Source organism: Mycobacterium sp. 360MFTsu5.1, assembly GCF_000383495.1.
GTDB classification, from domain to species: Bacteria; Actinomycetota; Actinomycetes; order Mycobacteriales; family Mycobacteriaceae; genus Mycobacterium; species Mycobacterium mucogenicum_B.
This window is the reverse complement of sequence record NZ_KB911464.1, coordinates 331,169-357,263: the sequence shown is the minus strand read 5'-3', so window position 1 is coordinate 357,263 and position 26,095 is coordinate 331,169. Positions and strand designations below refer to the sequence as shown.

Here is a 26,095-nt window from a genome sequence, read left to right as displayed (position 1 = left end):
GTAGGTCTGACTAAGACCGACAGACGCTGGCGCTTGTCCGCCGTCGAAGAGCGGGTGGCGCTGCGCGCTACGAGCGCGAACAGCGCTGCGGCGAATCCGATAGCCGGAGTGCACTTTGCCCCGAACCCGATCAAGGCGCTGTAGCCAAATGCCACCCCGCCCGCCAGTAGCAACAGCCGCGGCGGTGTCCATCGTGTGGGCACGCGTAGTCGGGTGGACAGCGCTATGCCCAACGTCAAGGCGATGACATGTCCCGCAGCGCTGAAGTCGAAACTCTCCGGAGCGGTCGCGACTACGACTGCGTCGGTAAGCCAGAAACTGACCCAAGGTAGACGCCACCAGGCGGGCATTGCAGCGGTTAGAGCGCCCAGTATGGCAGCGGCGCCGTAGCTGATGCCGACGTCACTGGCGTCAGCGATCGAGGGCGGTAGCCAGCCCGCCAGTATCGCGATGGCGAGCACGGCGGCAACGATCAAGGTTGCCCCGATGTGGCCAAGCGTGAACGCGACGACCACGCCCTTTCCGCGCCAGAGCAATTCGCCCAGGGCCAGCAGGCATACCAGCCCCGGCAGCCAGGCATAGATGTCATTGTCGGCGGTGACGAAGGCGCTGCCGATCAGGGTGTCCAGGTGACCACGCGCCAGGTTGTGTAGGTTGGTGCTCAAGTGGTCGATCACACGGCCCTGTACCTGCGGCCCCACCACCGCCAAAGTAGCGGCGACGACTAGCAGCACGACAGCGTAAGTCGCAGTGAAACGCACCATGGCCAGGCTCGACAGCACTCGTGACATGAATGTCGACCGTGCCAACGCAGTATTACGGCAGTGAGGCAACCACGGTAAATTCCGCGAAAGTCCGCTCCGCGCAAGGCTGACCACGCGCGCTCTGCCAGTGCCGCTCCAGTTCGTCTGGGCGCCGAGCACGGCCCACCGTTGCTCAAGCGGGTGCTTCTCTCCCCCGCGAGATCGTCCACTGCGAGACGTCAGACCACTCGAAAACACCAGCAAGACAAAATATTCCACGTCTCCACCACGCCAATGAGGGAATCGAGGACAAGAATGACCACATGGTCGATACCGCAAACCACTACCGGTACTGAACGCCGACTGCTCGACAGCATGCTCGACCGCAACCGCACCGAGCTAATCAACACGGCGCGCGGCCTATCAGAAGAAGCCGCCCGCGCCCGGCTGGTTTCGTCAGTGACTACGCCGATCGGATTGCTCAAACATGCAGCCGTCGCCGAACGGATCTGGTTTCACCACCTGCTGGGGGGAATATCCCTGGACGAATGCGGCGGTGGCACCACCGCAGGCGATGCCAGCTTCACCGTCGCCGACAGGGAGACCCTTGCCGACGTAATCACCGAATTTGAAGCCGTCAGCAGTCGTTCCCGCACGATCACCGCTGAATTCGACCTGGACGAGACTAGGACGCATCCACACATCGGTGAGGTCAATCTGCGATTCATCTACTTGCTCGCGATCGAGGACTTCGCGCGTCACGCTGGCCACGGGGACATCCTCCGCGAACAGCTCGAACAATCTCTGCAGCGTTGATGACCCAGCATGGCTCGCTAAATTGCGATACGAACTGTTCATTGAAAGATGGTGCCGGTGAGCTTCTCCGACACAGACCAGATCTGTGACGCGTCGGGGGCACTCCGGAGCGGTGCCCAGAGTTTCTCCACACCCGGAGGTCCTCCGAGATTTCCGGGCCACTGCGGGCCGTAGAACGCGACGTCATTTGCCTCGGCCGAGGTCGCGGCCATGAGCGCGGGAAGCTCTGCGCTGGCGACAGTTCCCACGATGATGCCGCGCGCGGAAAGCCAGCGGATCATTCGAACGCCCACGGTGTCCTCGGCGCGTCCGACCTCTGGCCGTGCCGCGAGTAGGCTCGTCGGCGCGACCCCAGGATGCGAAATGTTGCTGCTAATGCCCCAATTCGCAGCGTCGCTACGCCGGCTGAGCTCGAGCCCGAATAGTCCGACGGCAATCTTCGACTGTCTGTAGGCGGACATGCCGTCATACTCGGCGTCCCAGTTCAAGTCTTCCCAGTTGATCGCGCCGCGTCGCGCCGCGATGCTCGTCTGTGAGGTCACCCGGGCCCGGCCAGCCTTGAGTAGCGGCAACAGGTGCCCTGTAAGTGCGAAATGCGCCAGGTGGTTGGTACCGAATTGCAGCTCGAACCCGTCAACGGTGATTTGCCGGTTGGGCGGGGTCATGACGCCCGCGTTGTTGATGAGGAGGTGAATGGGTGCGCCGTCTGCCCGGAGTTTCTCGCTGGGCGTGGCCACCGACTCCAGCGAGGATAGGTCGAGCGTTTCCAGCGACAGCTTCGCTCGCGGGTGCTGCTCGCGGATTTTGTGTACTGCTGCTTCGCCTTTCCGAGGATTGCGTACTGGCATGACCACCTCGGCACCCGCGCCGGCAAGCCTTGTTGCGATGCCGAGCCCGAGGCCGCCGCTCGCGCCGGTAACGACTGCTCGCTTTCCGGAAAGGTCAGGCATCGTGATGTCGTACTGCCTGCGTGGCATGTGCGAACTCCTCCACTGATTCCAACGTTGTCCACCACCCCGGTGCACGCATCAACCAGGCTCCCCGGCCCAGCGGGGCATATCCACGGTCTGACGATCCGTGGATAGCGATCCATATCCACGAGATGATGCCCACATGATCGATCGAGCAGGATTGGCTGACTTCCTCCTGCGACGGCGCGCAGCACTGCAACCAGAGGACGTCGGACTCCCCCGCGGGCGTCGACGTCGGACAAGTGGGCTACGGCGAGAGGAGGTGGCCGTGCTGTGCCACATGGCGACCGACTACTACGCACGCTTGGAGCAGCAGCGCGGCCCGCATCCCTCGGAGCAGATGATCGCCTCGATCGCGCAGGGGCTCCATCTTTCACGCGACGAGCGCGACCACATCTTCCGCCTTGCCGGACACCAGCCGCCTGCGCGGGGATCGGACATGGAGCACATCAGTCCCGGGATGTTGCGCATCTTTGACCGGCTCATCGATACGCCGGCGGAGATTGTCACTGAGCTCGGTGAGACCCTGAGACAGACTCCGCTCGGCGTCGCGCTCGTAGGTGATCTATGCCGATTCAGCGGACCGTCCAGAAGCATCGGTTATCGGTGGTTTACCGACCCGACATCCCGAGACCTCTATCCGTCCGAGGATCACGAGTTCTATTCGCGGATGTACGCTTCCGGGCTTCGCGGCGTGCTCGGTCGCCGCGGCCCGGATTCGAAGGCCGCCCGGCTCGCGGAGCTGCTGTCTGCCCAGAGCGCCGAGTTCTGCACGCTGTGGCGGGCACACGAGATCGGCATAAAACCGCGAGATGTCAAGCGCTACCAACACCCGGAAGTCGGCGCCCTCGAATTGAACTGTCAGATCCTGCTGGACCCCGAGGAAGCGCACATGCTGTTGGTCTACACCGCGGTCCCAGGCAGCGAAAGTTACGAGAAACTGCAGTTGTTGTCGGTGATTGCTGCGCCGTGAATCTGAATATGCAATCGCAGCAACCCTAAATGGTCCGCGGTAGATCACTCCCGACCAGTCAAGCGCGGCCCGGCGACAAGGGAGCCGCCACCCGGGTGGACACTATGACGTGGCCCTTTCTGCAACAGTGTTCAAAGTCGAACTCGGCGTCTCCGATGTCGATCACGGTTACTACGCCGATCACGCCCTGACCGTGGCCCGTCATCCCAGTGAAACTGATGAGCGGATGGTGGTGCGGCTGTTGGCTTTTGGGCTTCGCGCACACCGACTCAGCGACGTCGACGGTGAGTTGGCGTTCGGGCCGGGCCTGTCCACGCCTGGCGTACCGGACTTGCGGCTCGCCGACTACACCGGCCGGATCCTGGAGTGGATCAACGTCGGCCAGCCCGACGAACGGGTCTTGAGCAAGGCGGCCAGCCAGGCGGATCAGGTGCTGCTCTTCCCCTTCGCCGCCGGCGTGGCCACCTGGTGGCGCTCCGTCGGCCCCAAAGTGGCGGGGCTGACGAACCTGTCGGTGGTGCAGATACCGCACGGACCGGTGCAGCAATTGGCCCAGACTGTCGATCGACGGGTTGCCGCACAGGTGATGGTGATCGAAGGCCAGGTGACGATGACCGTGGGCGGAGTCGACGTCACCTTCACGCCCGAGCCATTGGAGTGAGCGGCCCCGCACGGCCGTCGTCACAACGTTTGTCGTCAGTTGGGCACGGGTAGCCAACACAAAGAGCAAGCCGCGGAGCCACGACCGCTCCAGAGCACGGGGGCAATCGGGTTGGCTCCTGCGGCAGTATCTACAGCCACCACAGGAGACCCAATGTTGTTGAACATTTCGATCACGTCGATGATCGCCATCGCGGGCGCGGCTGCCGCCGTAGTACTGGCGCCGGGCGCGTACGCAGACGGCGGGGATGCCCCGTGTGCGGGCGAAGGTAATGCCACCGTCTGCGAGAAGCCGGGAAACGCCAATGTCATCGCTACCCCACCAGAGCAGCCTGGTGGCGGCGCCTCCAGTGGAGGAAATGGTCAGAACGGACCCTATGGCCCCTCTGGCTCCCAACCGCCAGTCGGCTAGGTCGTATCAACCGCAGTCCACGTTCAGGCTCAGGTGAGTGTGGGCAGAGGCCGCAGCCGCTCCCCTGTACCAGTTGATCGCCCGACGAGATCGAACCCCATCCACTGGGGACGGGGTTCGGTCGGCCGTCGAGTAAAGACGACGTCGCCGAGCTCGGGTCAGGGAACCGACACGCAGCCCACACCCGGCACGCAACCTCCGCCGCCACCGGGACCTCCGCCACCGGACGGGCCTCCGGGAATGCTGCCCCCGCCGCCTCCGGGCCCACCGCCGCCGGTCGGTCCACCCGGGATCGACCCGCCGCCGCCTCCGGGGCCTCCGCTGCCGGTGGGTCCACCGGGGATGCTCCCCCCGCCGCCACCGGGACCTCCGCTGCCGGTCGGTCCACCAGGAACAGAGCCACCGCCTCCGGCTGGACCACCACCGCCGGTAGCCCCGCCCGGAGCAGGACTCGGGGACGTCGTGACAGGTGTCAAGCTCGTAGTGGGTGTCGTCGTGGTAGTCGACGTATCCGTCTTTGTCGGGTTGCCGCCGTCGTCAGAGCCACATGCAGTGGCGACAGGAAGCATGACGATGCCGGCGACCAGGCCGATCCACGCCGAAGTCCTGCGTCTAGGTGCTCGTGGTGTCGAGCGAATGGTCTTGCCAGCTGTCAATGTCATGAGTAGTTCGCCTCCCTGTCGACCTGTCGTATGTCTGTTCCCCAAGATCGAGAATTCCAATCCTCTACGAACAACTCTCGTATCTGACCGACGACCGCTCATCGATGCAACGCTGGTGTTACTTTGCGCCCCAGCGGATTCCGTGTACTTCAGCCAGTGGGCTACTGGGTGCACAACTGGGCCAATGCCGTCGTCAGTTGAGCGAGGGTCGTACGTCGACGCTGGCGTGCGCCTCTTGGAAGCTCTGGTTCGAGACCAGGGTCAGGCGTGCGTTGTCGTGGAATTGTGGGAGCGTGACTGCGCCGCAGGACGTCATGGTGGCCTTGATCTTGGCGATGGTCACTGCGAGTCCCTCGTTGAGGTCGCCTGCGTAGGGTACGTAGCCGTCGACGCCTTCCTCGAAAGCGAGGCCGCCGCCGGGCTGTTCGTAGCGCTGCCAGTTGCGGGCGCGGTAGGACCCTTCCCCCCAATATTCTTTGACGTAGCCGTCGGCAGTGGGCACCTTCGCCCCGGGCGCCTGATCGAACCGGGCGAAGTAACGACCCATCATGACGAAGTCCGCGCCCATGGCCAAGGCGAGCGCCACGTGATAATCCCGCTGCAGTCCGCCGTCGGAGCACACCGGCACGTACTGGCCGGTGCGCCGAGCGTACGTATCGCGGGCAGCCGCCACGTCGAGTACTGCACTGGCTTGGCCGCGGCCAATACCCTTCTGGTCGCGCGTGATACAGATCGACCCGCCCCCGACACCGATCTTGACGAAGTCGGCCCCCGCATCGGCCAGGTACTCAAATGCTTGTCCGTCAACGACATTCCCCGCTCCGATCACCACATCGGGATACTCGGTTTTCACCCAGGTCAGCGCGCGGGCCTGCCACTCGCTATAGCCGTCCGAGGAGTCGAGGCACAATGCATCGGCGCCGGCGTCCAGTAGCGCAGGAATCCGCTCGCGGTAGTCGTGGGTGTTGACTCCGGCACCGACCCGCAATCGCGTCTCGGCGTTGTACGCCTTTACTGCCTGAATGTCTTTGACCTGCTCGGCAATTGGACGATTGTGATGCAGAAAACTCAACCCGCCGTGACGGGCCAGTGCGATCGCCAACTCCGGTGAGCTGACGGCCTGCATGATGGCCGAGGTGAACGGCACCTGTAGCTGAAGTCGTGACTGCTCCCCGACCAAGTGACGTGCCAGGGGTGACGCGAGTTGCACATCATCAGCCCGGCATTCGGCCGATGTTTTGTTGGGCAGGAGCAAGAACTCATTGAATGTGCGGGAGACGCCCTCGACGATGTGTGCCATAGAGCAGCTTGACCGATGGCGGATGGGAGATCAATCAGCCACGCCCCAGTTGCCCCGCTCTGCTGTCGGTTGGCTCGGTGGCACTCACGGCGCGTTGGCGCCGATGCCGCGCAGCACGACGTCGATGAGCCGGTCCCCTAGGTCGGGATCGGTTGGAACATTGCTGGCCGACCAGGCGACACCGGCGGCCAAGACGTAGAGCTCGGTGGCCGTGACATCGCGACGAACGGCACCGCCCTGTTGTGCGGCGGCCAAGAGATCAGCTCCGGCTGCACGCATCGCTTCACACTCCGCGTGTAGCTGGGATGTCTCATCGTGCAACGACGCCACCACCGACGCCGGCAGACCCTGGACTTGAGCGGCACCGAGCGCGAATGACCTCAACCACTTCCCCAGGGCCTCATCGGCGGGCAGCGTGCCCTTCAGTCGCGCGGCCTCCTCCCGCAACTCGCGAAAGTGGTCGCCCAGCAACACTTCAAGCAGAGCCTCGCGAGTCGGAAAGTGCCGGTAGAGCGTGCCGATGCCCACTCCTGCCAAACGGGCCACCTCGCGTAGAGATACCTCGACCCCCTGCTCCTTGAAGGAACTGCGCGCCGCTTGCAGCAGGCGCTCGTGGGTGCGGCGACGCTCGTCGCTACGTGGACTCGGCCGCGGTTCGCCCGTCAAGTCATCTCCTGTTGTTGCGCTGCGGAGCACTGCTCCGTAACCTCATTCGGAGCGGTGCTCCGCGTGGATGCTTCGACTATACCGAGAGGTGGCAGCGAATGGTCGCCAAAGATGTTGCGTTGGTGGTGGGTGCGACCGGACAGCAAGGCGGCGCCGCGGCGCGCCATCTGCTCGCCAATGGGTGGCGAGTCCGCGCGCTGACGCGCGATCCTGCCGGCGCCGCGGCACAGGCCTTGGCTGCCGCAGGCGCGGAGCTTGTCGCCGGTGAACTCGACGATCGAACGAGCCTGGACCGCGCGGTAGCCGGGGCACGCGCGGTGTTCAGTGTTCAAGCCGCCGGCGGTCATCAACCCGGTTTCTCTGCCGACGACGAGGTTCGACAGGGTCGCGCGATCGCCGATGCCGCCAAGGACGCCGACGTCGGCCACTTCGTGTACGCGTCGGTGGCCGGAGCCGAAATGAACACCGGCGTTCCCTCTTGGGAGAGCAAGTGGCAGGTCGAGCGGTACCTGCACGAGCTCGGGCTGCCGACCACCGTTTTGCTGCCGGTGATGTTCATGGAGAATGTGCGCGGCGCCGGTCCGGTGGGCATCCAGCCGGACGGCACTCTTCGGAACTTCGTGCCACCCGACGTTCCGGTTCAACTGATCGCGGTTGACGACATCGGGGCGTTCGCCGCACTGGCACTGGAAGATCCCGATGCATTCGTCGGACGCCGCATCGAACTCGCCGGCGATCAGCTCACCTTCCGGGAAATCGCGGCGGCTCTTTCGGCCGCACTACATCGACCGGTGCAGTACCACCAATACCCGCTGACCGCGGCCCTGGGCGGGGAACTTGCAGCTCAGGGCCGAAGCACCAAACTCCTTGAGCCACATACTGTATGGCGTGCTGACATCGCGAGCCTGCGTGTGCTGTATCCACGATTGCAGACATTCGAGGGCTGGCTCCACCGCAATGCGGAGACGTTCCCGTCCCAGCAATGAGTGCCCGCAGCGCCCGCCCGTCACCGTTGGTCGAAGCCATCTTCCAGTCTGCGGGCGGCCGCTGCGCTCACCGCGATCGCCTCGTGAGCCGCAGGGCTGAGCCGTCGCTCGGCGAGGTGGGCGATGACGATGCGCCGCTGCGGTGGCCGCGTCGCCAGCTTGATCGTGCGCACGTCGGGTCGTGGGTTCAACACGGCCAAGCGTGGTGCGATTGCGACACCCAGTTCCACTGCCACCATCGCCTGCACTTCACCGTAATCGTGGGCGAAAACACTGGTGCGTGGTGTGAATCCGCCCTTCTCGCAGAGCTTTTCGAGCGTCTGAGCAACCGGATGGTCGTCGGCGCGCACCACCCATGCTTCGTCCCGCAGTTCACCGATACTGATCGAGTCCCGGTCGGCGAGCCGGTGATGCTCAGACACCAGCAACATCGTCGGGTCGTTCATCAGGTGGTGGTAGGTCAAGGTCGGATCGTCGATCCTGTTCCACTCGTAGTCCCACAGCAAGGACAACTCGGTCTCCCGTCGGCGCAACGCGTCGACCAACCGGGAGAACCGGCCGCTGAGGACGGTCAGGTCCACGCCCGGATGCCGAGTCTTGAACTCCTTGACCACCAACGGCAACAGCGAGGAACCGGCAGTCGGGAAAGTGCCGATCGCCAGGCCGCCTGCGCGCAACCCTCGTATCTCAGCGAGCTCGGCGTCGGCGGCCTGCAATTCGACCAGGATCCGTTCGGCGTGGCGCACCACCGCCTGACCCGCCTCGGTCAGCACCACACCCCGGGCATGTCGCTCGAGTAGCGGTTGCGCGGCTTCCTTCTCCAGCTTCGCGATCTGCTGCGATACCGCGGACGTGGTGTAGCCGAGGGCATCGGCGGCGGCGGTGATGGAACCGTGGGCGGCCACCTCCCGGAGGGTGAACATGCGGTTGGTGTCCATGGCTGCCAATCTCGGTGGGTTAAGCAGAATTAAAGGACACTATATCGATTCGACATTGTCGTTAACTCCTGGCGTTCTTAACGTGATCTGGGAAATCATCAATGCAGCGTGTGACACCGAGCACAACACCGTTTTTGCCTTCGTGGCACGGCAGCTCGCTGGATGCGCCACATTCTCCGGAACTGAGAGCACGTCATGACCTCTGTGGAAGTACTACCCCTGATCGCGCTGGTGGCGATGTTCGTCATCGCCACCTTCTGCCCGATCAACGTGGGGATCCTCGGCTTCATCGGCGCGTTTGGCGTCGGTGTCTTCATGCTCGGATACGACGACAAGAAGATCCTTGCCGCGTTCCCCAGCTCGATCGTCCTGACGATCATCGGCGTCACGTACTTCTTCGGCATGGCCAAGAAGAACGGCACGATCGACCTGCTGGTCAACGCCTGCATCCGGGCGGTCCGCGGTCGCGTCACCGTGGTGCCGTGGGTGTTCTTCTTCTGCGCCTCGGCGCTGACCGCGCTGGGGACGTTCAGCCCCGCCGCGGTGGCTCTCATCTCTCCGGCGGCCATGTCCTTCGCCGCGCGGACCAAGATGAGTCCGCTGGTCATGGGCATCCTGACGATCAACGGCGCGCATGCCGGCGCCTTCTCCCCCATCTCGGTGTCCGGTGTGCTGGTCTGCGACATCGTCGAATCCAATGGCCTGAGCATCAGCCCCTGGACGCTGTTCTTCGCCAGCTACGGCGTCAACCTGCTGCTGTCGGTGCTCACCATCGTCGGCTACGGCACCCTGGCCCGAACCCGCAACCTGGAGTTCAGTGCCACCGCGTCTGTCGTCGTCGAGGAACCTGTCGAGACCGGCGGTCCGAGTTCGGCCGGTCTTCACACGCCCACTGGTGGCGGCACCGGGCTGCTCACCCGACCCGTGCAGACTGACGTCCTGATCGACGCTTCGCCCACACCGGTGACCCGCGTGCAGAAACTCACCCTGGCCCTCATCGGGACGGTCCTGGTCCTGGTTCTGGTGTTCCACCTGCCGATCAGCTTCATCGCCATCGCGGCCGGTGCGGTCCTGGCGTTCACCGACCTGTCCAAGCAGAACGAGGCCATCGCCGGTATCAGTTGGTCGACGGTGCTGCTCGTCGCCGGCATGATCACCTACATCTCGGTCCTCCAGGAAGTCGGCACCATCGACCACCTCGCCGGGATGGCCATCACGATCGGCGCGCCGCTCCTGGTCGCCGTGGTCCTCTGCTACGTCATCGGCGTCACCTCTGCGTTCGCCTCCTCAACCGCACTGATGACCGCCGTGATCCCCATGGCCCTGCCCCTGCTGCACACCGGGGCACTTCCGGTCGTCGGAGTTGTTGCCGCACTGGCGATCTCGGCCACCGTCGTCGACGTCTCGCCCTTCTCCTCCAACGGCGCGCTGGTGCTGGCCAGCGCACAGGGCATCGCTCGGCCGCGGTTCTACCGGCAACTCCTGCTCAACGCCGGCATCGTCGTCGTGGTCGCGCCCGCTCTGTGCTGGTTGATCCTGGTGGTCGTCCCAGGGCTGCTCTGACATCACAGAGCCTTAAGCAGAGCTATACCCCAGTCGCCTGATTCGCGATTGTCCTTCACCCGTATCGCGGCCACAGTGGAGTCACTCCCCGAGCGCCGTACAGAAAGGTTGACCTGACATGTTCACAGTTCGCGCCACCTGGATGCGGGGCGGCACCAGCAAGTGCTGGCTGTTCAACGCCGTCGACGTCGACCCAATCGTCGCGAAAGCCGGAGGCATCGACGCGCTCCTCATCTCGGCATTCGGCTCCGAGGATCCCCGTCAGCTCGACGGTGTCGGTGGCGGCAGCTCGACGACCTCCAAGGCTGCCATCGTTCGGCGCGCCGCCGCATCCGACGTCGACATCGACTACATGTTCGCTCAGGTTGCGGTCGGCGATCGCCGCGTGGAGTGGGGCAGCAACTGCGGCAACTGCGCCACCGCGATCGGCCTCTACGCTCTCCAAGCCGGTCTCGTCGCCGTCGACGACGCCGTCACCACGGTGCGGATGCGCAACCAAAACACCGGCGCCGTCCTCGCCGCCGAGATCGCGACGCCCGGCGGCGCCATCCCCATCGAAGGCAATGCTGCCGTCCCAGGCACCAGCGCCCTTGGCGTGGCGGTGGGGCTGACCTTCACCGGGCTGTCCTCCGGCACACTGTTGCCGACGGGAAACGATCTCGACCGAGTGGTCGCTGGCGGTCGGTCCCACGCTGCCACGATGGTGATCGCCGGCGCCCCCGCCGCACTGTTCGACGCCGCCGACCTCGGCCTCACCGGCGCCGAAGACAATTCCGTCATCGCCGAGCACCTTCCGCTCCTCGTGGAATTGCGACAACAGGCCTCACTGCGAATGGGCTTGTCGAAACCAGGTGACCCCGTCAGCCACGCCATTCCCAAGGTGGGGATTGTCGGCGCGCCACGCGACTATGTCACGACCACCGGGAACACCGTCTGTGCCGACGAATACGACGTCTCCGTGCGGATGCTGTCCATGCTCGCACCGCATCCCGCCATCGGGCTGACCTCAGCTGTCGCCGTAGCTGCAGCATCGACGATCGCGGACGGAGTTGTCGCCCAGGCGCTGCACGGACCGACGCCGGCGAGGCTGCGGCTGGGGACACCGGCCGGCGTCCTGCACATGGACCTGAGCCGCGCGGCCGGTGGCCGGCTCGAATCCGCGACGCTGCATCGGGCTGCCCGGCGGATCGCCACCGCTGAATTATTCGTCACTGCACCGGCTTTGACGGCCGCCGGGGTTTGAGGACGATCGCGTCGATCTTCCTGGGCGCGGCGGCCGTGCGGGTGGCGATGATTCCGACGACCACCAGGATGGCGCCGATCGGCTGGTTCCACGTCAACCGCTCCGAGAGGATCACCACGCCGAGCGTCACGCCGACGACCGGGGTCAGATACGTGACGGTAGACGCGGTGGTGGCTCCCCAGGCATTGATGACGTTGGTGTTCCACACGTAGGCCAATCCGGTCCCCAGTGCACCCAGGGCTGCAATGCTGCCCACCGTTGCCGGGGTCGCTTCGATCGGGTGGGCCGGCAATAGCGCAGTGAGTATCAGCGCGATCACCGCCCCGATGCCGACTTGCATCGCGGCGATGGTGAGCGCCGGGAGGCCGTACGGGCTGATGAACCGCCGCAGCCATACGAAACCGATGCCATAGCAAGCCGTCGCGGCTAGACACGCCAGCTGCGCCAGCGCATTGCCCCCGCCGAGGCCGCGCCACGGCCCGAGCACCACAAGAACCCCCAAAAGCCCGATCGCCATACCGGCGATGCGGCGCGCGTTGGGGCGCTCATCGGTCAGCGCCAGCATCGCGACGGCCATCGTCATCAACGGGGTCGTGGCGTTGTAGATGCTCGCCAACCCCGAGGACACGTGTTGTTCGGCGTACCCGAACAACAGGAACGGCGCTACACACAACATCAGGGCAACCACCGTCATGTGTCCCCACACGCGCATGGGCGGCACCGTCCGACGACCGCCGAACACGAGGACGCACGACAACGTCAACGCACCAATGCCCAGGCGCCCCACGACAACCTGTGCCGGTGACAAGCCCTGCAAGCCCACTTTGATGAACAGGAAGCTCGATCCCCATGCCGCAGCCAAAGCGGCGAATTGGGCACCCACTGCCAGTGACCTCCATGAGCCCATGACGACCATCGTCTCGATGACAGGCGGCCGATGTCTGGCGGGTATCCGACATCACAGTGACGCAGCGGCTTTCGCAACCCGGCCAAGCGCGGAGGCCTCATAGGTGCTGCGTTGCAAAGCTTCTCGGGTCGGGACTGCGCGTCCGGGCGCTATGACGGAATTTTGGATGCCAGCACGTCGACGTTCTCGATTGCCGGTGACGCAGTGAACAGTTCGTCAGCGCGCTGCGCGAGTTCGGTGCCCACGCCGCCTGCCAGGTGTGTCTGTCGGCCGGCGTCGTCGTCAAAGACGTCGAAGATGCCGAACGTCGAGGCGTCGAATTGGACGGCGAACCAGGCCCGGGTATCGGGCTCCTGCTCCACGATTGCCTGGGCGTCTGCCAGGAATTGTGCAACTTCTGCCTCTTTGCCGGGCTTTGCGTGTACCCGAACCAACAGACCAACTCGTATCACTGCTCCTCCTTTGGTTGCGTCCGGCGCGGACAACCGGCCATGGCGGGGTTTCACGCGTGCGCGCGTGGCAACTCGTGGGACCCGAGTCGACACCGACCGGCTACCCGTGTCTGGCCGGCCTAAACACCGACCTGCGCGTGGAGGCGAGGGATGGCAGCACTCTTCGGAACCTAAGCCTTTTGCAGTCCACCCTCTGCGGTGTTGCTCACCGCGTCCCCGACTTCCAGCGCTTTCCACGTCGCGCGGTCGACGCGTACCGTGATCACTCGCCCGTCGTCGAGACGAATGCGCATGCGCCGGTAGAGATTTGCTCCGTCGAGAAGCGCCCGACGTTTCTCGACGACGGTGCCTTTCCACTCTGATGTCGACATCTCAGTTACCCCCGACTTCCCGCGTGACGTGATAGCGCAGGTGCGCGACGCCGGGAGCGTGCAGCACGCGCACGAGTTCCAAATTCGGTAGTCCGGGCTGGAATCCGTCGAACAAGCGCTCGCCCGAACCCAGGATCACGGCCGACACTTGCAGGTCGATCTCGTCGACCACGCCGGCCTTGACCGCCTGACGTGCGCAGGATGCGCCACCGGCAATCGAGATGTCCTTCCCGCCCGCTGCCGCTTGCGCCTGGGCGTATGCCGATTCGATGCCGTCGGTGACGAAATGGAATGTCGTACCGCCCTGCATCTCGATTGGCTCGTGGGCGTAGTGGGTGAGGACGAAAACCGGGCAGTGATACGGCGGGGTGTCGCCCCACCACCCTCGCCAGTCCGACCCGTCCCATTCGCCGCGACCCGGTCCGAACATGTTGCGCCCCATGATGGTTGCCCCCATTCCGTCCAGCATCTCGGACATCACCCGTCGGTTGACTGGGTGATCTCGGCTGGGCCCGATATGCCACTCGTGGAGGGCGAGCCCACCCACTCCTAGCGGATTCTCTTCGGACTGATCTGGCCCGGCGATGTAGCCGTCGGCTGCGATGGACATCGATAGGTTGGTTCGCGCCACGTCAAGTTCCATTCCGTCGGTTTTGAGCTGCCTCTGCCCAATAAGACTGCGGTGCCGCCGAAAACTCATCGGCGGCGGCAGTATTGCGATTCGGGTGTCGGGCGCATCTGCGTGTTGTAGCTTGGCTGGCGCTGGGTCAGGTCAATTTGATGCGACCGGAAGGCAAACCATGGCGCTCGAAGTCATCAAGACCATCCCTGTCGGCGAGACCCCGAGCCGAGTGGCACTCACTCCCGATGGTGGCCGCGCTTACGTGCTCAACGGCGGCGGTCACTCCGTCTCGGTCATCAGCACCTGGACCAATACGGTCACCACCACCATCCCCGTCGGCGACTTCCCGGACTCGGTGGCGATCTCTCCCGATGGCACGCGTGCCTACGTCACGATCGAAAACGCCGGCACGGTCACGGTGATCAGCACCGCCACCAACACCGTCACGGCGGATATTCCGGTCGGCGACTTCGCGGGCGGAATCGCGCTCACCCCCAACGGCACGCGGGCGTATGTCGCTGCGGCCCATAGTCCGGCCACGTCCGGAGACGTCGTGGTGATCGACACGACCACCAACACAGTCACCGCGACCATCCCCGTCGACGGGCATCCCCACAGCGTCGCGGTCAGCCCGAACGGCACACGCGCCTACGTCACGAACTGGGACCTGGACGGTTCGGTGTGGGTGATCAACACCGCGACGAATACCGTGATCAAGACCGTTGAAGTCGGTGACTTGCCCAGCGGAGTTACGGTGAGCCCCAACAGTTCCCGCGTCTACGTCACGAACGCGGCGCCCATCGGAACGGTCTCGGTGATCAACGCTGCGACCAACACCGTCACCGAGACGATCCCTGTCGGCAACTCACCGATCGGCGTGGCGGTCAGCTCCAACGGTGCGCGCGTCTACATCACCAACCGTGGTTATCCCGGACCAGGCTCATTGCAGGTGATCAACGCCGCCACCAACGATGTCACCGAAACTCTCGACGTCGGCGAAGACGCGTGGGCTCTGGCGGTCAGTTCCGACGAAAAGCGCATCTATGTCGTGAATCTCGGCGATGACTCGGTCTCGGTGATCAGCGACCACGTCGGGCACTTCCCCGACGTGCCCGACCTTGTCGGCGATCTTCTCGGCGGCGTCGCCGGCGACGGTGGCGGGTGGCTGATCATCGGCAACCACTTCTACAAGATCCCGCCACGTCCCCTGGCGGTGGTGCGGATCGCGCGAGCTATCGCGCCCTACCTCGGCAAGCCGATCGAGAACCGGGATTTGGCCAAACAACTGCGCAACACCCTGAATCGGCGCAAATAGCGGCTAAGCGCCGCCGGCGAGGGCCTCCACAACAGCCGACGAGAACGCCGGCAGGTCCTCCGGGCCGCGACTGGTGATCAGGTTCCCATCGATGACGACCTCGCGATCGACCACGGTCGCTCCCGCGTTCTGCAAATCGATTCGAAGGCTCGGATACGACGTGAGCGTTCGGCCTTTGGCGACGCCGGCGTCGATCAGCGTCCACGGGCCGTGACAGATGACGCCGACGGGCTTGCCGGATTCGACGAAGTCGCGGACGAACTTCACGGCCCTGTCGTCGGTGCGCAGCTTGTCGGCATTGACTGTGCCGCCAGGAATCAGCAGTGCGTCAAAGTCGGCAGGTGTTATGTCAGCGACCAGACGTTCCACAGGCTCCGTGCCGCCAGGGCTCAGGTCGTTGTCGCGCATGTCGATGGAGCCTTCTTGCATCGATACCACTTCGGTGCTGGCACCCGCTGCTTGTACGGCGTCTCGGGGCTCCTGCAGTTCCCGGCGTTCGACGCCGTCGGTGGCGAGAATCGCCACCTTCTTGCCCTCGAGCGGGGCAATGCTCTCGTCCAGATTCTGTTCGGCTTGCCCGGCATAGTCGGCCAGTTCGGCGATCGATTCGTCGCCTTCCTCAGCACGCATCGTGAACTCCTTGCCTGCGCCGCCGCGTCTGACGGCGCCGCTCGGCTGGGTACCCGGGTGCGGCCGGGCCGAAACCGCCTGCCGTACTCGTCGTCTCGACCTGCCGAGTTGTCCTGAAACACGCGGTCTCTCAAGCACTTCAGGGCATCTTCACAGGCGACGAGATCAAGTGACCCACCCGATCCGGAATAAACCGGTAATCGATGACCTTGCTCTCAAGAGTCGCACTTTTCCCGACCCATGGAGCATCAATGACTCGTCCCGTCCGCGTCGCCGTACAAATCCAGCCCGGTGGAGCGCCTGACTACGCCACGTGGCGCGATGCCGTCGTGGCAGCCGACGACCTCGGTGTCGACGTGATCTTCGGCTACGACCACTTCCACCGCCCGGCGATGAAGGCCATCGTCGACGGCAAGCCCGTCCTGTTCGACGAGCAGCCCGACGTCGCCAACTTCGAGGGCTGGACCGCGCTCGCATCGTGGGGCGAGATCACCTCACATGCCGAGATCGGGCTCCTCGTCACCGGCGTCGGCTACCGCAACGCGGATCTGCTGGCCGACATGGCGCGTACCGTCGACCACATCAGCGGTGGCCGGCTCATCCTCGGCCTGGGCGCCGGGTGGTACGAAAAGGACTACACCACTTACGGTTACGACTTCGGCACCTTCGGCTCGCGTTTCGACCTGTTCGACGAGAGCCTCATCCGCATCGAGAACCGGCTGGCCGCCCTGATCCCGCCGCCGGTCCGCAAGATTCCGATCCTCATCGGCGGCACCGGGCCAAAGCGCTCGTTGCCCGCCGTCGCCAGGCACGCCGACATCTGGCACGCGTTCCAGGATCTCGAGGCGTTCCGCAGGTCCAGCGAACGCGTGGACGAGCTGGCAGCGACGTACGGCCGCAACGGTGCTGACATCGAACGCTCCACGCTCTGGACCAATGCCGAAGCCGCCGACGGTTTCCGAGAGGCCGGCGTCACGCTCTTCCAGACCGAGCTCACATCCGACAACGGCTACGACCTCGCCTCTCTCAAAGAGGTCGTAGCCTGGCGGGACGGCGCGTGATCGCGAGCTGAGCCGCGCTAGAGCGGATTGAGGATGCGGTCCAGGAACTGTCGCGTGCGCTCTTCCTTCGGGTTGCCGATCACCTCGTCGGGTGTCCCCCGCTCCAGGATGATGCCCTGATCGGTGAAGAGCACCTGATTGGAAACCTGCCTGGCGAACTGGATTTCGTGTGTGACGATCACCATGGTCCATCCCTCGACCGCGAGATCCTTGATGACAGACAGCACCTCGCCGACGAGTTCGGGATCGAGCGCTGACGTCGGCTCGTCGAACAGCACCAGTTTCGGCTTCAATGCCAGCGCGCGGGCGATGCCGACGCGCTGCTGTTGCCCACCGGACAGTTGATACGGGTACTGGTCTTTCTTGGCGGCGAGCCCGACCTGGTCCAGCAGCGCGAGGGCTTCGGCCTCGGCCTCGTCCTTCGGCCGCTTCTGCACGATGACCGGCCCCTCGGTCACGTTCTGCAGGACCGTCTTGTGCGGGAACAGATTGTGGCCCTGGAACACGAACCCGCTGCGCGACTGGAACCGGCGCACCTCGGGTTTCGGTGTGGGCGTGGAGAAATCGATTTCGATGTCGTCCACCCGGATAACACCCGCGTCGGCCCGGTCGAGGGCGTTGAGGGTGCGCAGCAGCGTCGTCTTGCCGGACCCGGACGGCCCGATGATGGCCGTCGCCGTGCCCTGCTCGACGGTGAACGAAACACCCTTGAGCACTTTGTTGTCGCCGAAGGCTTTGTGAACACCCTCGGCCACCACGCGGTTCTCTGTCATCGCGCCACATACCTTTCCAGCCGGCGTTCAATTCGGCCCTGGCCGAACGAGAGCGCCAGGCAGATAACCCAGTAGTACACCGCGGCGGTGCCGTACAACGCGAAGAACTCGAACGTCGGTGCCGCGATGATCTGTGCTTGCCTGAGCAGTTCCGTCACGAGAATCGTCGAGGCGAGCGACGTGTCTTTCACCAGCGAGATCAACGTGTTCGACAGCGGCGGCACCGCCACCCGGGCCGCCTGCGGCAGGATGATGCGCCGAAGTGCACCAACATAATTGAAGCCGATGGTCTCGGCCGCCTCCCACTGACCTTTGGGAATGCTCTGGATGGCCGAGCGGATGATCTCCGCCGCATAACCGCCCACGTTGAGCGAGAACGCGATGACGGCCGCGGGGAACGGATCGATCTTCACTCCCAGTTCGGGCAGCGCGTAGAACACGATGAACAGCTGCACCAGCAGTGGAGTGCCGCGGATGATCGAGATGTAGAACCGCGCCACGTTGGCGAGAACGACGTTCGACGACAGCCGAGCCAGCGCTACGGCCAGCGCGAGTACCAGACCGACCACGAAGCTGATCACGGTCAGCGGGATGGTCTTCGTGATCGCGGCCTTCGCCAACGGCGCAAGGCTGTCGCCGATCAGCGCCCATGTCGACCGCGGTGCGTGCTGTGCGCGGTCGGTGTCGGGTCCACCAGATGCGTTGGCCTTGAGGTACTTCTGCGAGATGGCAGCGAGGGTCCCGTCGGCCCGAAGTTCGTCGAGGGCTTTGTTCAGATCGGGTAACAGCCCACTGTTCTTCCGGGCTGCGAAGCCCTGCTCGCTCTTCTCCCCCGTGTTGGCGGCGATCTTGACCGACTTGTCCCCCGTCTCGGCGAGGTAGGCGTACACCGCAATGCTGTCGTTGACCACGACATCGATGCGGCCCTGGTTGAGCAGCTTGATGGCTTGCGTGAAGCCTTCGACGACCTCCACCTTGGCGCCGTGGTCTCGTGCGACCTGTGCCCAGTTGCTGGTCGCCGTTTCACCCGCGACTTTGCCCCTGATGTCGTCGAGCGACTTGACGGACTTGTCGTCCGCCCGCGTCACGATGACGCCTTCCCCCACGGAATACGGCTCGGAGAGATCGTATTTGGCCTTGCGCTCGGCGTTGATCGTCACTTCGTTGGCGACGACGTCGAATCGGTTGGCCTCCAGCGCGGCGAAGATCGAGTCCCACGGCGTCTCGACGAACTCGACACGCACACCGAGCTTGCCGGCGACCGCCTTGGCGACATCGACGTCATATCCGACCAGTTCGTTCGTGGCGGGGTCGTGATAGCTGAACGGTGAATAGACACCTTCGGTACCGACGCGCAGCACGCCCGCCGCCTTGACCGGATTCTCGCCGTTCTTGCCCGCCGGCGACCCGCACGCCGCCAGTGCCAGGGCGACGAGCAGCAACACCGGCAGGAGGGCTCCTCGTATGTAGCGCACCGCCGGAAGTTAGCAAGTCGGTGGGCGGTCACCAAGGGTTCTGCTCAATCCGGCTGATATGGGCCATTACCGCCACCAGGAATGGACGGAGTAGCGCTCGCCGCCACCTCGGATTACCGCCGGCGTCCATGACTGCACCGTCCCGTCCGACAACACTGACCTGTGTCGGCTTTGATCAACGAGGAGGCTCCGTATGACAACGTCCATCGCCCGCAGCAGCCACACCGTCTCGCTCCTGGGCGGCGAGATCGTCGAGGAATCCGAATACGGCTCGATGCGTCGGGTCACCGCTGATGCCATGCCGATTCTGAAAAATCTGTCGATCAAGCGGCTGCTACTCAACCCGGGTGCCATGCGTACGCCCCACTGGCACGCGAACGCCAATGAACTCACTTACTGCGTCTCGGGAACCGCGCTGGTGTCCGTCCTGGACAACCACAGCGTGTTCTCGAACTTCGTCGTCACCGCAGGGCAGATGTTCCACGTCGACTCCGGTGCGCTGCACCACATCGAGAACATCGGTACCGACGTCGCCGAGTTCATCATCGCCTTCCGCAACGAACGTCCCGAGGACTTCGGCCTGGGCGCCACCTTCGGCGCGTTCACCGACGCCGTGTTGGGCAACACCTATGACCTACCGTCGTCCGACATCAGCAAGATCCGTCGTAGCACCGTCGACCACAAACTGGCGGCCCGCACCGGCGACCCGAGCATCCCCGCCGCAGCCCACTTCAACGATCCGCACAAGTTCGACATCGAAGCCCAAGCGCCGGGCCTCAACTACGCCAGCGGCAACGCAAGGTTCGCTCGCGACCAGTTCTGGCCCGCATTGAAAGACATCTCGATGTACTCGCTGCGCGTCACCGAAAGCGGTATGCGCGAACCGCATTGGCATCCCGTCACCGCGGAGATGGGCTACGTGCATCACGGCGACGCGCGCATGACCATCATGAATCCGGACGGCACCCTCGACACGTGGAACATGACCACCGGAGATATGTACTTCATCCCCCGCGCCTACCCGCATCACATCGAGAACATTGGCGCCGACGACTGGCATTTCCTGATCTTCTTCGACCAGCCGTTCCCGGCCGACATCGGTTTCAAAGCCTCTGCCACCGCCTATTCACGGGAAGTCCTGGCCGCCGCGTTCAACACGCACATCGAGGATCTGCCGACGTTCCCCTTCACTCCCGCAGACCCACTGGTGGTTTCGCGAGTGAACCCCGTCGACACCCACGGAGTCGCCCAACGTTGACGCCCCGTCGCGCTACTCCGCGAGCGTTACAGCCGATTGCCCATGTGCTCCGCCCGCGTGCCTGGAAGCATTGCCGCCCAAGCGTTTCGCCGCGTACATCTCCAGGTCTGCCGCCATCACCAGGTCATCGATGATCGTGGGGGCGGCGGCGTCATCGACATCGGCCAGTGCAACCGTCGCCACACCGACGCTGGCGGTGATGGCGTACGGCGTCGCGGCAATGGCCGTACGCAGGCGCTCGGCGGCCGACGACTGTTGGGGTCGGTGCGTGGTGTCGGCGATCAGGAATTCGTCGCCGCCACTGCGCCCGATCACGGCATCGTGCGAGGCCTGCTTCCGCAGTATGTCGGCCACGGCGATCAGCGCACGGTCACCGAACAGGTGCCCCCGGCTGTCGTTGAGGAGTTTGAAGCCGTCGAGATCGATCACCGTCACGATGAGATGCGCGGCCGTACCCCGGTCCCGGTGGATCAGTTCCTGGGCTTTGATCCCGAACCCGCGCCGGTTCAGCAGGAACGTCAGCGGGTCGCAGTCCGCTCGGATGAGATCGGTGCCCAGCGCGTGGACGACGATCTGAATGCTGGCCGGCACCGTGACGGTGAGGATGAAAACCAACCACATCGCGCACCCGGCAAGCACAGGGTGCCCTGACGCGGTCAGTCGTAGGGCGATCACCGTCGCCACGATCATCGCCACCTGGAAGTTGTAGGCCGCCTGAATCGCCCGGTGGGTGAACGCGACATACGCCGCGGGTACGCCGAACGTCGTGCAGACCAGGACGCCGACTGCCGGGTCGCTACACGACAGCGCAACGGCGGCGATACACATCGTGACCATGGTGGCGAAGACCGTGGACCGTCGGCGGCTGGGCAGTCCGACCACCCAGATGAGGCCGGCGAGCAGCAACCCGATGACGGCCGCGCGGGTGACCAACCGCGGGACGACGCCGACCGGGCCCTCGGGAACCGTCATCAGTGCCATCGGGACCAGGCTGGTCATGATGGCGACGCCGGCGATCATCGTGCGGACCAGGCCCGACAGTCCGCGGAACTTGACGTACCCCATGAGCCAGTCGTAGTGATCGGACTGACGCCACCACTGTTGGAGCCAACGCACGGTGCATCTCCCCCCAACGGGTTACCTGGGTGTCCGCAGTCAAACCCGTCGCAGCCGTTGCTCGCCGCCGTGACACAAATTTGCTGACGACTGATTGCATCACATGTTCGGCCAGGTTGCCAGGGGTGCAAACTGGGAATTCTCGCCCAATTGAGGTTGCCAATGTTCGATGAGTGGGTACATCCGACCGCGCTGGCGAATGACGGCCACGACATCTCCGTGCACTAAGCCATGGGGACGTGTACGGAGCTGGTGGTCATCACGCACACTGGGACACCAATCCGACGCCTTGGAGGACCGATTCCGGAATGAGTCCCGTTGCCGAATTCGACTTCGTCATCGTGGGAGCAGGCAGTGCCGGCTGTCTGCTCGCCAATCGGCTGAGCGCCAACCCCGATCACCGCGTGCTGCTGATCGAGGCCGGCGGCAAGGACAACTGGTTCTGGATCAAGGTGCCGGTGGGCTACCTGTACACCATTGCCAACCCCCGAACCGACTGGTGCTTCACCACCGAGGCCGACCCGGGTCTGGCCGGCCGGAGCATCCACTACGCGCGCGGCCGCGTCATCGGAGGGTGCTCGTCGATCAACGCCATGATCCACATGCGCGGGCAGGCAAGCGATTACGACCTCTGGGCACAAGCGACGGGCGACGAGCGATGGCGATGGGGTGGCCCGAACAGCGCCGGCGAGACCCTCGCGATTTACAAGCAGCTGGAGGACTACTTCGGCGGAGCCGACGGCTGGCACGGCGTCGGTGGCGAGATCCGCGTCGAGCCACCGCGTGTGCGCTGGAAGATCCTCGACGCCTGGCAGGCCGCCGCCGCCCAGGTGGGCATCGCCCCGATCGACGAGTTCAACCGCGGCGACAACGCCGGTAGCGCGTACTTCCATGTCAATCAACGGCGTGGCCGGCGCTGGTCGATGGCCGACGCTTTCCTGCATCCCGTCGCCCACCGCCCCAATCTCACGGTCTACACCGACACCCAGGCCGTGAAGCTACTGATGGACGACGAGGTCCGGGCGGACCAGCGATCCGGAGCTTGGACCACCGCTCGACACCGTGCCACCGGTGTGCGGCTGCGCAAAGACGGCCGAATCGTTGACGTCCACGCCCGCCGTGAGGTGATCCTGAGTGCCGGCGCGATTGGATCTCCGCATCTCATGCAGGCCTCGGGTCTGGGTCCTGCAGGATTGCTCGCCGAGCATGACGTGCCGGTGGCCGTCGACCTGCCGGGCGTGGGTGAGAACCTGCAGGACCACCTACAGCTGCGAACGGTGTACCGCGTTCAAGGCGCGCGCACGGTCAACACGCTGTACCGCAACTGGATCACCCGCGGTGGCATGGGAGTTCAGTACGCGATGCTGCGCTCCGGGCCGATGACCATGCCGCCTTCGACGTTGGGGGCTTTCGCGAAAAGTGATCCCGCGCTGGCCAGCCCAGATCTGGAGTGGCATGTGCAGCCGTTGTCGCTGCCCAAGTTCGGCGACCCACTGCACTCGTTCGGCGCGATCACTCCCTCGGTCTGTAATCTGCGGCCGAGTTCGCGGGGGCATGTTCGCATTGCCAGTGCGGACCCGCTGACCAACCCCAAGATCTCCTGCAACTACCTGTCGACAGAGGCCGATCATGACGCCGCGGTCAAAGGTCTCCGGATGACGCGGGAGATCATGGCCGCTCCGGCCCTGTCGCGCTACCGGCCTGAGGAGATGCTTCCCGGCCCGCAGGTGGTGAGTGACGACGATCTGCAGCAGGCGGCCCGGGAACTGGGCACGACCATCTTCCATCCCGTCGGTACGTGTGCGATGGGAGCCTTTGACGCACAAGGAGTTCCGCGGTCAGCTGCCACGGTGCTCGACACCGACTGTCGCGTCTACCGCGTCGCCGGTCTACGCGTCGTCGACGCCTCGGCGATGCCCACGATCACGTCCGGGAACACCAACGCGCCGGTGATGCTGATCGCCGAGCGTGCGGCGCGGGCGATCCTGACGTAAGCCGGCGTGGTCAGCGGCTCAGGCGGTCGACCAAGAATTCGGCGAGATCTCTTTGCAGTGTGCGTGAATCGTCGAGAACACCGTCCATCCACCAAAAGCCGTGGATCATCCCGGGGTAGCGCCGGACGACGACGTCCACGCCGGCGTCGCTGAGTAACCCGGCATACGTCTCTGCCTCGTCGCGCAGCACATCATGGCCGGCGGTCGCCACGAACGTGGACGGCAGATGCGCAAAGCTGTTGGCGCGTAACGGTGAAACCCGCGGGTCCTCGCTTGCGTCCACGTCGACATAGTGGTTCCAGAACCAGGCCATGTCGGCGGCGTCGAGACCGAAGCCACGGGCGAACGCGGCATACGACGGTGTGGCCATGCGCCGATCCAGTGCCGGATAGAGCAGAGCCTGGGCTGCGACCATGACGTCGGTGCCGGCCAACTCGGCGGTGGTCGCGGCGGCCAGGTTGCCCCCGGCGCTGTCACCGACCACGGCCAGCCGGCTCGGATCGACACCCAGTTCACTGGCGTGGGTATGCACCCAGCGCACGGTGGCCACGCAGTCCTGCAGCGGAACCGGAAAGCGACGTTCGGGTGCCTTCTGATAGTTGACGGCGAGCACGACGTGCCCGGTATCGCGCGCCAGGACCCGCGCTGGTTCGTCCACGAGGTCGAGGTTCCCGATCACCCAGCCACTGCCGTGCAGTACGACGATCACCGGATGCGGCCCGCGATCCTGCGTCGGCCGGTAGATCCGAACGGGAAGGTCTGCGGTCGGGCCGGGGATGAAACGGTGTTGCACCTGCGCCATTGCCGGTGCCGGCCGTTGCAGGTCCAGGTAGCCCAGTGCCGCCAGGCGCGCGTCGGGCACCGACAGCGTGGCGATACCGGGCGCGGTCGCCGCCGCGGCGAGGTGGGCGCGCGCCTGAGGATGCAGAGCGGGTGACTCGGTCACTGTGCCTCCTCGTGACTGTTGGTGAACACCAGCAACGTGCCGACAAGCGCCATCGCCGCGCCCACCCACACCGGGGAACGCCAGCCGAGGCCCAGGGCGATGGTCGCGGCTCCGATCGCCGATGCGATGGCGTTGCCGAGGTTGAACGCCGCGATGTTGGCCGCCGAGGCCATGGTCGGTGCGTCATCGGCGAAACGCATGACGCGCAGTTGCAGAGCGGGCGTCGCAGCGAATCCGACGAGGCCCATGACGACCAGCAGGACTGCCACTGGTATCCGATAGGACGCGAGCATCCCGTACGCGATGAGCACGACGGGCAGCAGCAGCGACAAGATGCGCAGGGCCCAGGTGAGATCACGATCGGCGGCCCAGCCACCGACGAAATTGCCTATGAACAAACCGATTCCGAAGAGGACCAGCAGCCATGGCACGGCGCCGTCGCTGTAGCCGGTCAGTCGGGTCACCAGCGGTTCCACATAGATGAACGCCCCGAACACGCCGCCGAACATCATCATGGTCAGCACGATCGACACGATGACCTGACGGCGGTACAGGACGGCGAAGTGGCTGCCGCCGGCCGGTATCGGCGTCGGTAACCGGGGTACCAGCGCGGCGACGCCGGCGATTGCCAGCACCCCGAGTGCGCTGATGATCCAGAACGCACTGCGCCAACCGAGATGCTGGCCGACGAACGTGCCGAACGGTACGCCGAGCACGTTCGACAGGGTGAGCCCGCCGAACATGAAGGCGATGGCAGACGCTTTGCGTTCGGGCGCCACCAGATCGCCGGCGACCACGGCGCCGATGCCGAAGAATCCGCCGTGGCATAGCGCGGTGATGATCCGGCCCAGCATTGCGACGCCGAAACCCGTTGCCAGCGCGGTCAATCCGTTGCCGATGACGAACAGGGTCAGTAGCACCAGCAGCGCGGCTTTCGGCGGGCGGCGCGACAACGCGGCAGTGACGGTGAACGCGCCGACCACGACCGCCAGGGCATACCCCCAGATCAGGGCGCCGGCAGTGGGCACACTGACGTGCAGTGCGTCGGCCACGTCGGTGAGCAGTCCGGCGATGACGAACTCGGTCAGGCCGATGCCGAACCCGCCGAGCGCCAGCGCAGGCAGGCCGGGATGAAGTCGCCGCGTCGGCGCGGCGAGACTGTTTTTGGGCAGGGTGGAACTATCCATGGGCGAGCTCCTTGGATTGAGAATTTCCTGTTGCCGCGCAGCGATATTCGCTACG

The 26,095-nt window shown here is 64.8% G+C and carries 25 protein-coding genes and 1 pseudogene; 10 read left to right on the top strand and 16 right to left on the bottom strand.

Annotated elements, in window-relative coordinates; translation table 11 throughout:
- Positions 1-230: 230 nt before the first annotated feature.
- Positions 231-764 (bottom strand): annotated as a pseudogene (locus tag H289_RS33975) (rhomboid-like protein); the annotation flags it as partial.
- Positions 765-1,058: 294 nt separating this feature from the next.
- Between H289_RS33975 and H289_RS0108565 the strand changes: the two are divergent.
- Positions 1,059-1,559, top strand: a complete 501-nt coding sequence (locus H289_RS0108565) for a DinB family protein (protein WP_029104967.1) — start codon at positions 1,059-1,061, stop codon at positions 1,557-1,559.
- A 38-nt stretch (positions 1,560-1,597) separates the two neighbouring features.
- On the opposite strand, the gene H289_RS0108560 is transcribed toward H289_RS0108565, so the two are convergent.
- Complete coding sequence (locus tag H289_RS0108560) at positions 1,598-2,536, bottom strand: SDR family oxidoreductase (protein WP_020100362.1); 939 nt, start codon at positions 2,534-2,536, stop codon at positions 1,598-1,600.
- A gap of 136 nt (positions 2,537-2,672) precedes the next feature.
- Here H289_RS0108560 and H289_RS0108555 point away from each other — a divergent pair, with 136 nt between their 5' ends.
- Both H289_RS0108555 and H289_RS0108550 read left to right on the top strand, forming a co-directional pair.
- On the top strand, positions 2,673-3,503 hold the full coding sequence (locus H289_RS0108555; protein WP_029104966.1) for a helix-turn-helix transcriptional regulator: 831 nt from the start codon (positions 2,673-2,675) through the stop codon (positions 3,501-3,503).
- Positions 3,504-3,612: 109 nt separating this feature from the next.
- Positions 3,613-4,164, top strand: a complete 552-nt coding sequence (locus H289_RS0108550; RefSeq protein ID WP_029104965.1) for a YaeQ family protein — start codon at positions 3,613-3,615, stop codon at positions 4,162-4,164.
- 569 nt (positions 4,165-4,733) lie between these two features.
- Here the strand turns inward: H289_RS0108550 and H289_RS33605 are convergent.
- The 3 genes from H289_RS33605 to H289_RS0108540 all read right to left on the bottom strand — a co-directional run bounded on the left by H289_RS33605 (position 4,734) and on the right by H289_RS0108540 (position 7,203).
- A complete protein-coding gene (locus H289_RS33605) occupies positions 4,734-5,144 on the bottom strand; it encodes a hypothetical protein (RefSeq protein WP_353583284.1) in 411 nt (136 codons plus the stop codon).
- Positions 5,145-5,430: 286 nt separating this feature from the next.
- A complete protein-coding gene (locus H289_RS0108545) occupies positions 5,431-6,537 on the bottom strand; it encodes an IMP dehydrogenase (RefSeq protein WP_020100359.1) in 1,107 nt (368 codons plus the stop codon).
- An 84-nt stretch (positions 6,538-6,621) separates the two neighbouring features.
- Positions 6,622-7,203 (bottom strand): TetR/AcrR family transcriptional regulator, encoded by a 582-nt coding sequence (locus H289_RS0108540; RefSeq protein ID WP_029104964.1) that lies wholly within the window; start codon positions 7,201-7,203, stop codon positions 6,622-6,624.
- A gap of 98 nt (positions 7,204-7,301) precedes the next feature.
- On the opposite strand from H289_RS0108540, the gene H289_RS0108535 reads away from it, so the two are divergent.
- Positions 7,302-8,189, top strand: coding sequence for an NmrA/HSCARG family protein (locus H289_RS0108535; RefSeq protein WP_020100357.1), 888 nt, complete (start codon positions 7,302-7,304; stop codon positions 8,187-8,189).
- Positions 8,190-8,209: 20 nt separating this feature from the next.
- Here the strand turns inward: H289_RS0108535 and H289_RS0108530 are convergent, their stop codons facing one another.
- Positions 8,210-9,127: a LysR family transcriptional regulator gene (locus H289_RS0108530; RefSeq protein ID WP_020100356.1), complete on the bottom strand. Its 918-nt coding sequence runs from the start codon at positions 9,125-9,127 to the stop codon at positions 8,210-8,212.
- Between the two features lie 195 nt (positions 9,128-9,322).
- Here H289_RS0108530 and H289_RS0108525 point away from each other — a divergent pair, with 195 nt between their 5' ends.
- Positions 9,323-10,690 (top strand): SLC13 family permease, encoded by a 1,368-nt coding sequence (locus tag H289_RS0108525; protein ID WP_029104962.1) that lies wholly within the window; start codon positions 9,323-9,325, stop codon positions 10,688-10,690.
- 118 nt (positions 10,691-10,808) lie between these two features.
- The gene (locus tag H289_RS0108520; protein WP_036420319.1) at positions 10,809-11,933 is read left to right on the top strand and encodes a PrpF domain-containing protein; all 1,125 of its coding nucleotides are present in this window, start codon (positions 10,809-10,811) and stop codon (positions 11,931-11,933) included.
- Here the strand turns inward: H289_RS0108520 and H289_RS0108515 are convergent.
- The 4 genes from H289_RS0108515 to H289_RS0108505 all read right to left on the bottom strand — a co-directional run bounded on the left by H289_RS0108515 (position 11,899) and on the right by H289_RS0108505 (position 14,294).
- The gene (locus tag H289_RS0108515; protein ID WP_029104961.1) at positions 11,899-12,840 is read right to left on the bottom strand and encodes a DMT family transporter; all 942 of its coding nucleotides are present in this window, start codon (positions 12,838-12,840) and stop codon (positions 11,899-11,901) included. The genes H289_RS0108520 and H289_RS0108515 overlap by 35 nt on opposite strands.
- A gap of 149 nt (positions 12,841-12,989) precedes the next feature.
- Positions 12,990-13,292 carry a putative quinol monooxygenase gene (locus H289_RS0108510; protein WP_029104960.1) on the bottom strand — a complete coding sequence of 101 codons (303 nt, stop codon included), beginning with the start codon at positions 13,290-13,292 and terminating at the stop codon, positions 12,990-12,992.
- Positions 13,293-13,462: 170 nt separating this feature from the next.
- A complete protein-coding gene (locus H289_RS30085) occupies positions 13,463-13,663 on the bottom strand; it encodes a DUF7489 domain-containing protein (RefSeq protein ID WP_036420318.1) in 201 nt (66 codons plus the stop codon).
- Between the two features lies 1 nt (position 13,664).
- Positions 13,665-14,294, bottom strand: coding sequence for a dihydrofolate reductase family protein (locus H289_RS0108505; protein WP_036420374.1), 630 nt, complete (start codon positions 14,292-14,294; stop codon positions 13,665-13,667).
- 169 nt (positions 14,295-14,463) lie between these two features.
- Here H289_RS0108505 and H289_RS30080 point away from each other — a divergent pair, with 169 nt between their 5' ends.
- Positions 14,464-15,600 carry a beta-propeller fold lactonase family protein gene (locus H289_RS30080; RefSeq protein ID WP_020100350.1) on the top strand — a complete coding sequence of 379 codons (1,137 nt, stop codon included), beginning with the start codon at positions 14,464-14,466 and terminating at the stop codon, positions 15,598-15,600.
- A 3-nt stretch (positions 15,601-15,603) separates the two neighbouring features.
- Here H289_RS30080 and H289_RS0108495 read toward each other — a convergent pair whose 3' ends face one another.
- Complete coding sequence (locus tag H289_RS0108495) at positions 15,604-16,230, bottom strand: type 1 glutamine amidotransferase domain-containing protein (protein WP_020100349.1); 627 nt, start codon at positions 16,228-16,230, stop codon at positions 15,604-15,606.
- A 251-nt stretch (positions 16,231-16,481) separates the two neighbouring features.
- On the opposite strand from H289_RS0108495, the gene H289_RS0108490 reads away from it, so the two are divergent.
- A complete protein-coding gene (locus tag H289_RS0108490) occupies positions 16,482-17,291 on the top strand; it encodes an LLM class F420-dependent oxidoreductase (protein WP_020100348.1) in 810 nt (269 codons plus the stop codon).
- Positions 17,292-17,308: 17 nt separating this feature from the next.
- On the opposite strand, the gene H289_RS0108485 is transcribed toward H289_RS0108490, so the two are convergent.
- Together H289_RS0108485 and H289_RS32305 are read right to left on the bottom strand one after the other, a co-directional pair.
- The gene (locus H289_RS0108485; RefSeq protein WP_020100347.1) at positions 17,309-18,064 is read right to left on the bottom strand and encodes an amino acid ABC transporter ATP-binding protein; all 756 of its coding nucleotides are present in this window, start codon (positions 18,062-18,064) and stop codon (positions 17,309-17,311) included.
- Positions 18,061-19,539, bottom strand: a complete 1,479-nt coding sequence (locus H289_RS32305; RefSeq protein ID WP_081633347.1) for an ABC transporter permease subunit — start codon at positions 19,537-19,539, stop codon at positions 18,061-18,063. The genes H289_RS0108485 and H289_RS32305 overlap by 4 nt, the downstream gene beginning before the upstream one ends.
- 193 nt (positions 19,540-19,732) lie before the next feature.
- Here H289_RS32305 and H289_RS0108470 point away from each other — a divergent pair, with 193 nt between their 5' ends.
- Positions 19,733-20,797 (top strand): cupin domain-containing protein, encoded by a 1,065-nt coding sequence (locus H289_RS0108470; protein WP_020100345.1) that lies wholly within the window; start codon positions 19,733-19,735, stop codon positions 20,795-20,797.
- 12 nt (positions 20,798-20,809) lie between these two features.
- On the opposite strand, the gene H289_RS0108465 is transcribed toward H289_RS0108470, so the two are convergent.
- Positions 20,810-21,913 carry a GGDEF domain-containing protein gene (locus H289_RS0108465; protein WP_029104958.1) on the bottom strand — a complete coding sequence of 368 codons (1,104 nt, stop codon included), beginning with the start codon at positions 21,911-21,913 and terminating at the stop codon, positions 20,810-20,812.
- Positions 21,914-22,221: 308 nt separating this feature from the next.
- Here H289_RS0108465 and H289_RS0108460 point away from each other — a divergent pair, with 308 nt between their 5' ends.
- Entirely contained in the window at positions 22,222-23,907 is a 1,686-nt protein-coding gene (locus H289_RS0108460) for a GMC family oxidoreductase (RefSeq protein ID WP_020100343.1), read from the top strand.
- 10 nt (positions 23,908-23,917) lie between these two features.
- On the opposite strand, the gene H289_RS30070 is transcribed toward H289_RS0108460, so the two are convergent.
- Both H289_RS30070 and H289_RS0108450 read right to left on the bottom strand, forming a co-directional pair.
- Entirely contained in the window at positions 23,918-24,853 is a 936-nt protein-coding gene (locus tag H289_RS30070; RefSeq protein WP_020100342.1) for an alpha/beta hydrolase, read from the bottom strand.
- Positions 24,850-26,040 carry an MFS transporter gene (locus H289_RS0108450; protein WP_020100341.1) on the bottom strand — a complete coding sequence of 397 codons (1,191 nt, stop codon included), beginning with the start codon at positions 26,038-26,040 and terminating at the stop codon, positions 24,850-24,852. Before H289_RS0108450 ends, H289_RS30070 begins: the two co-directional genes overlap by 4 nt.
- Positions 26,041-26,095 lie beyond the last annotated feature (55 nt).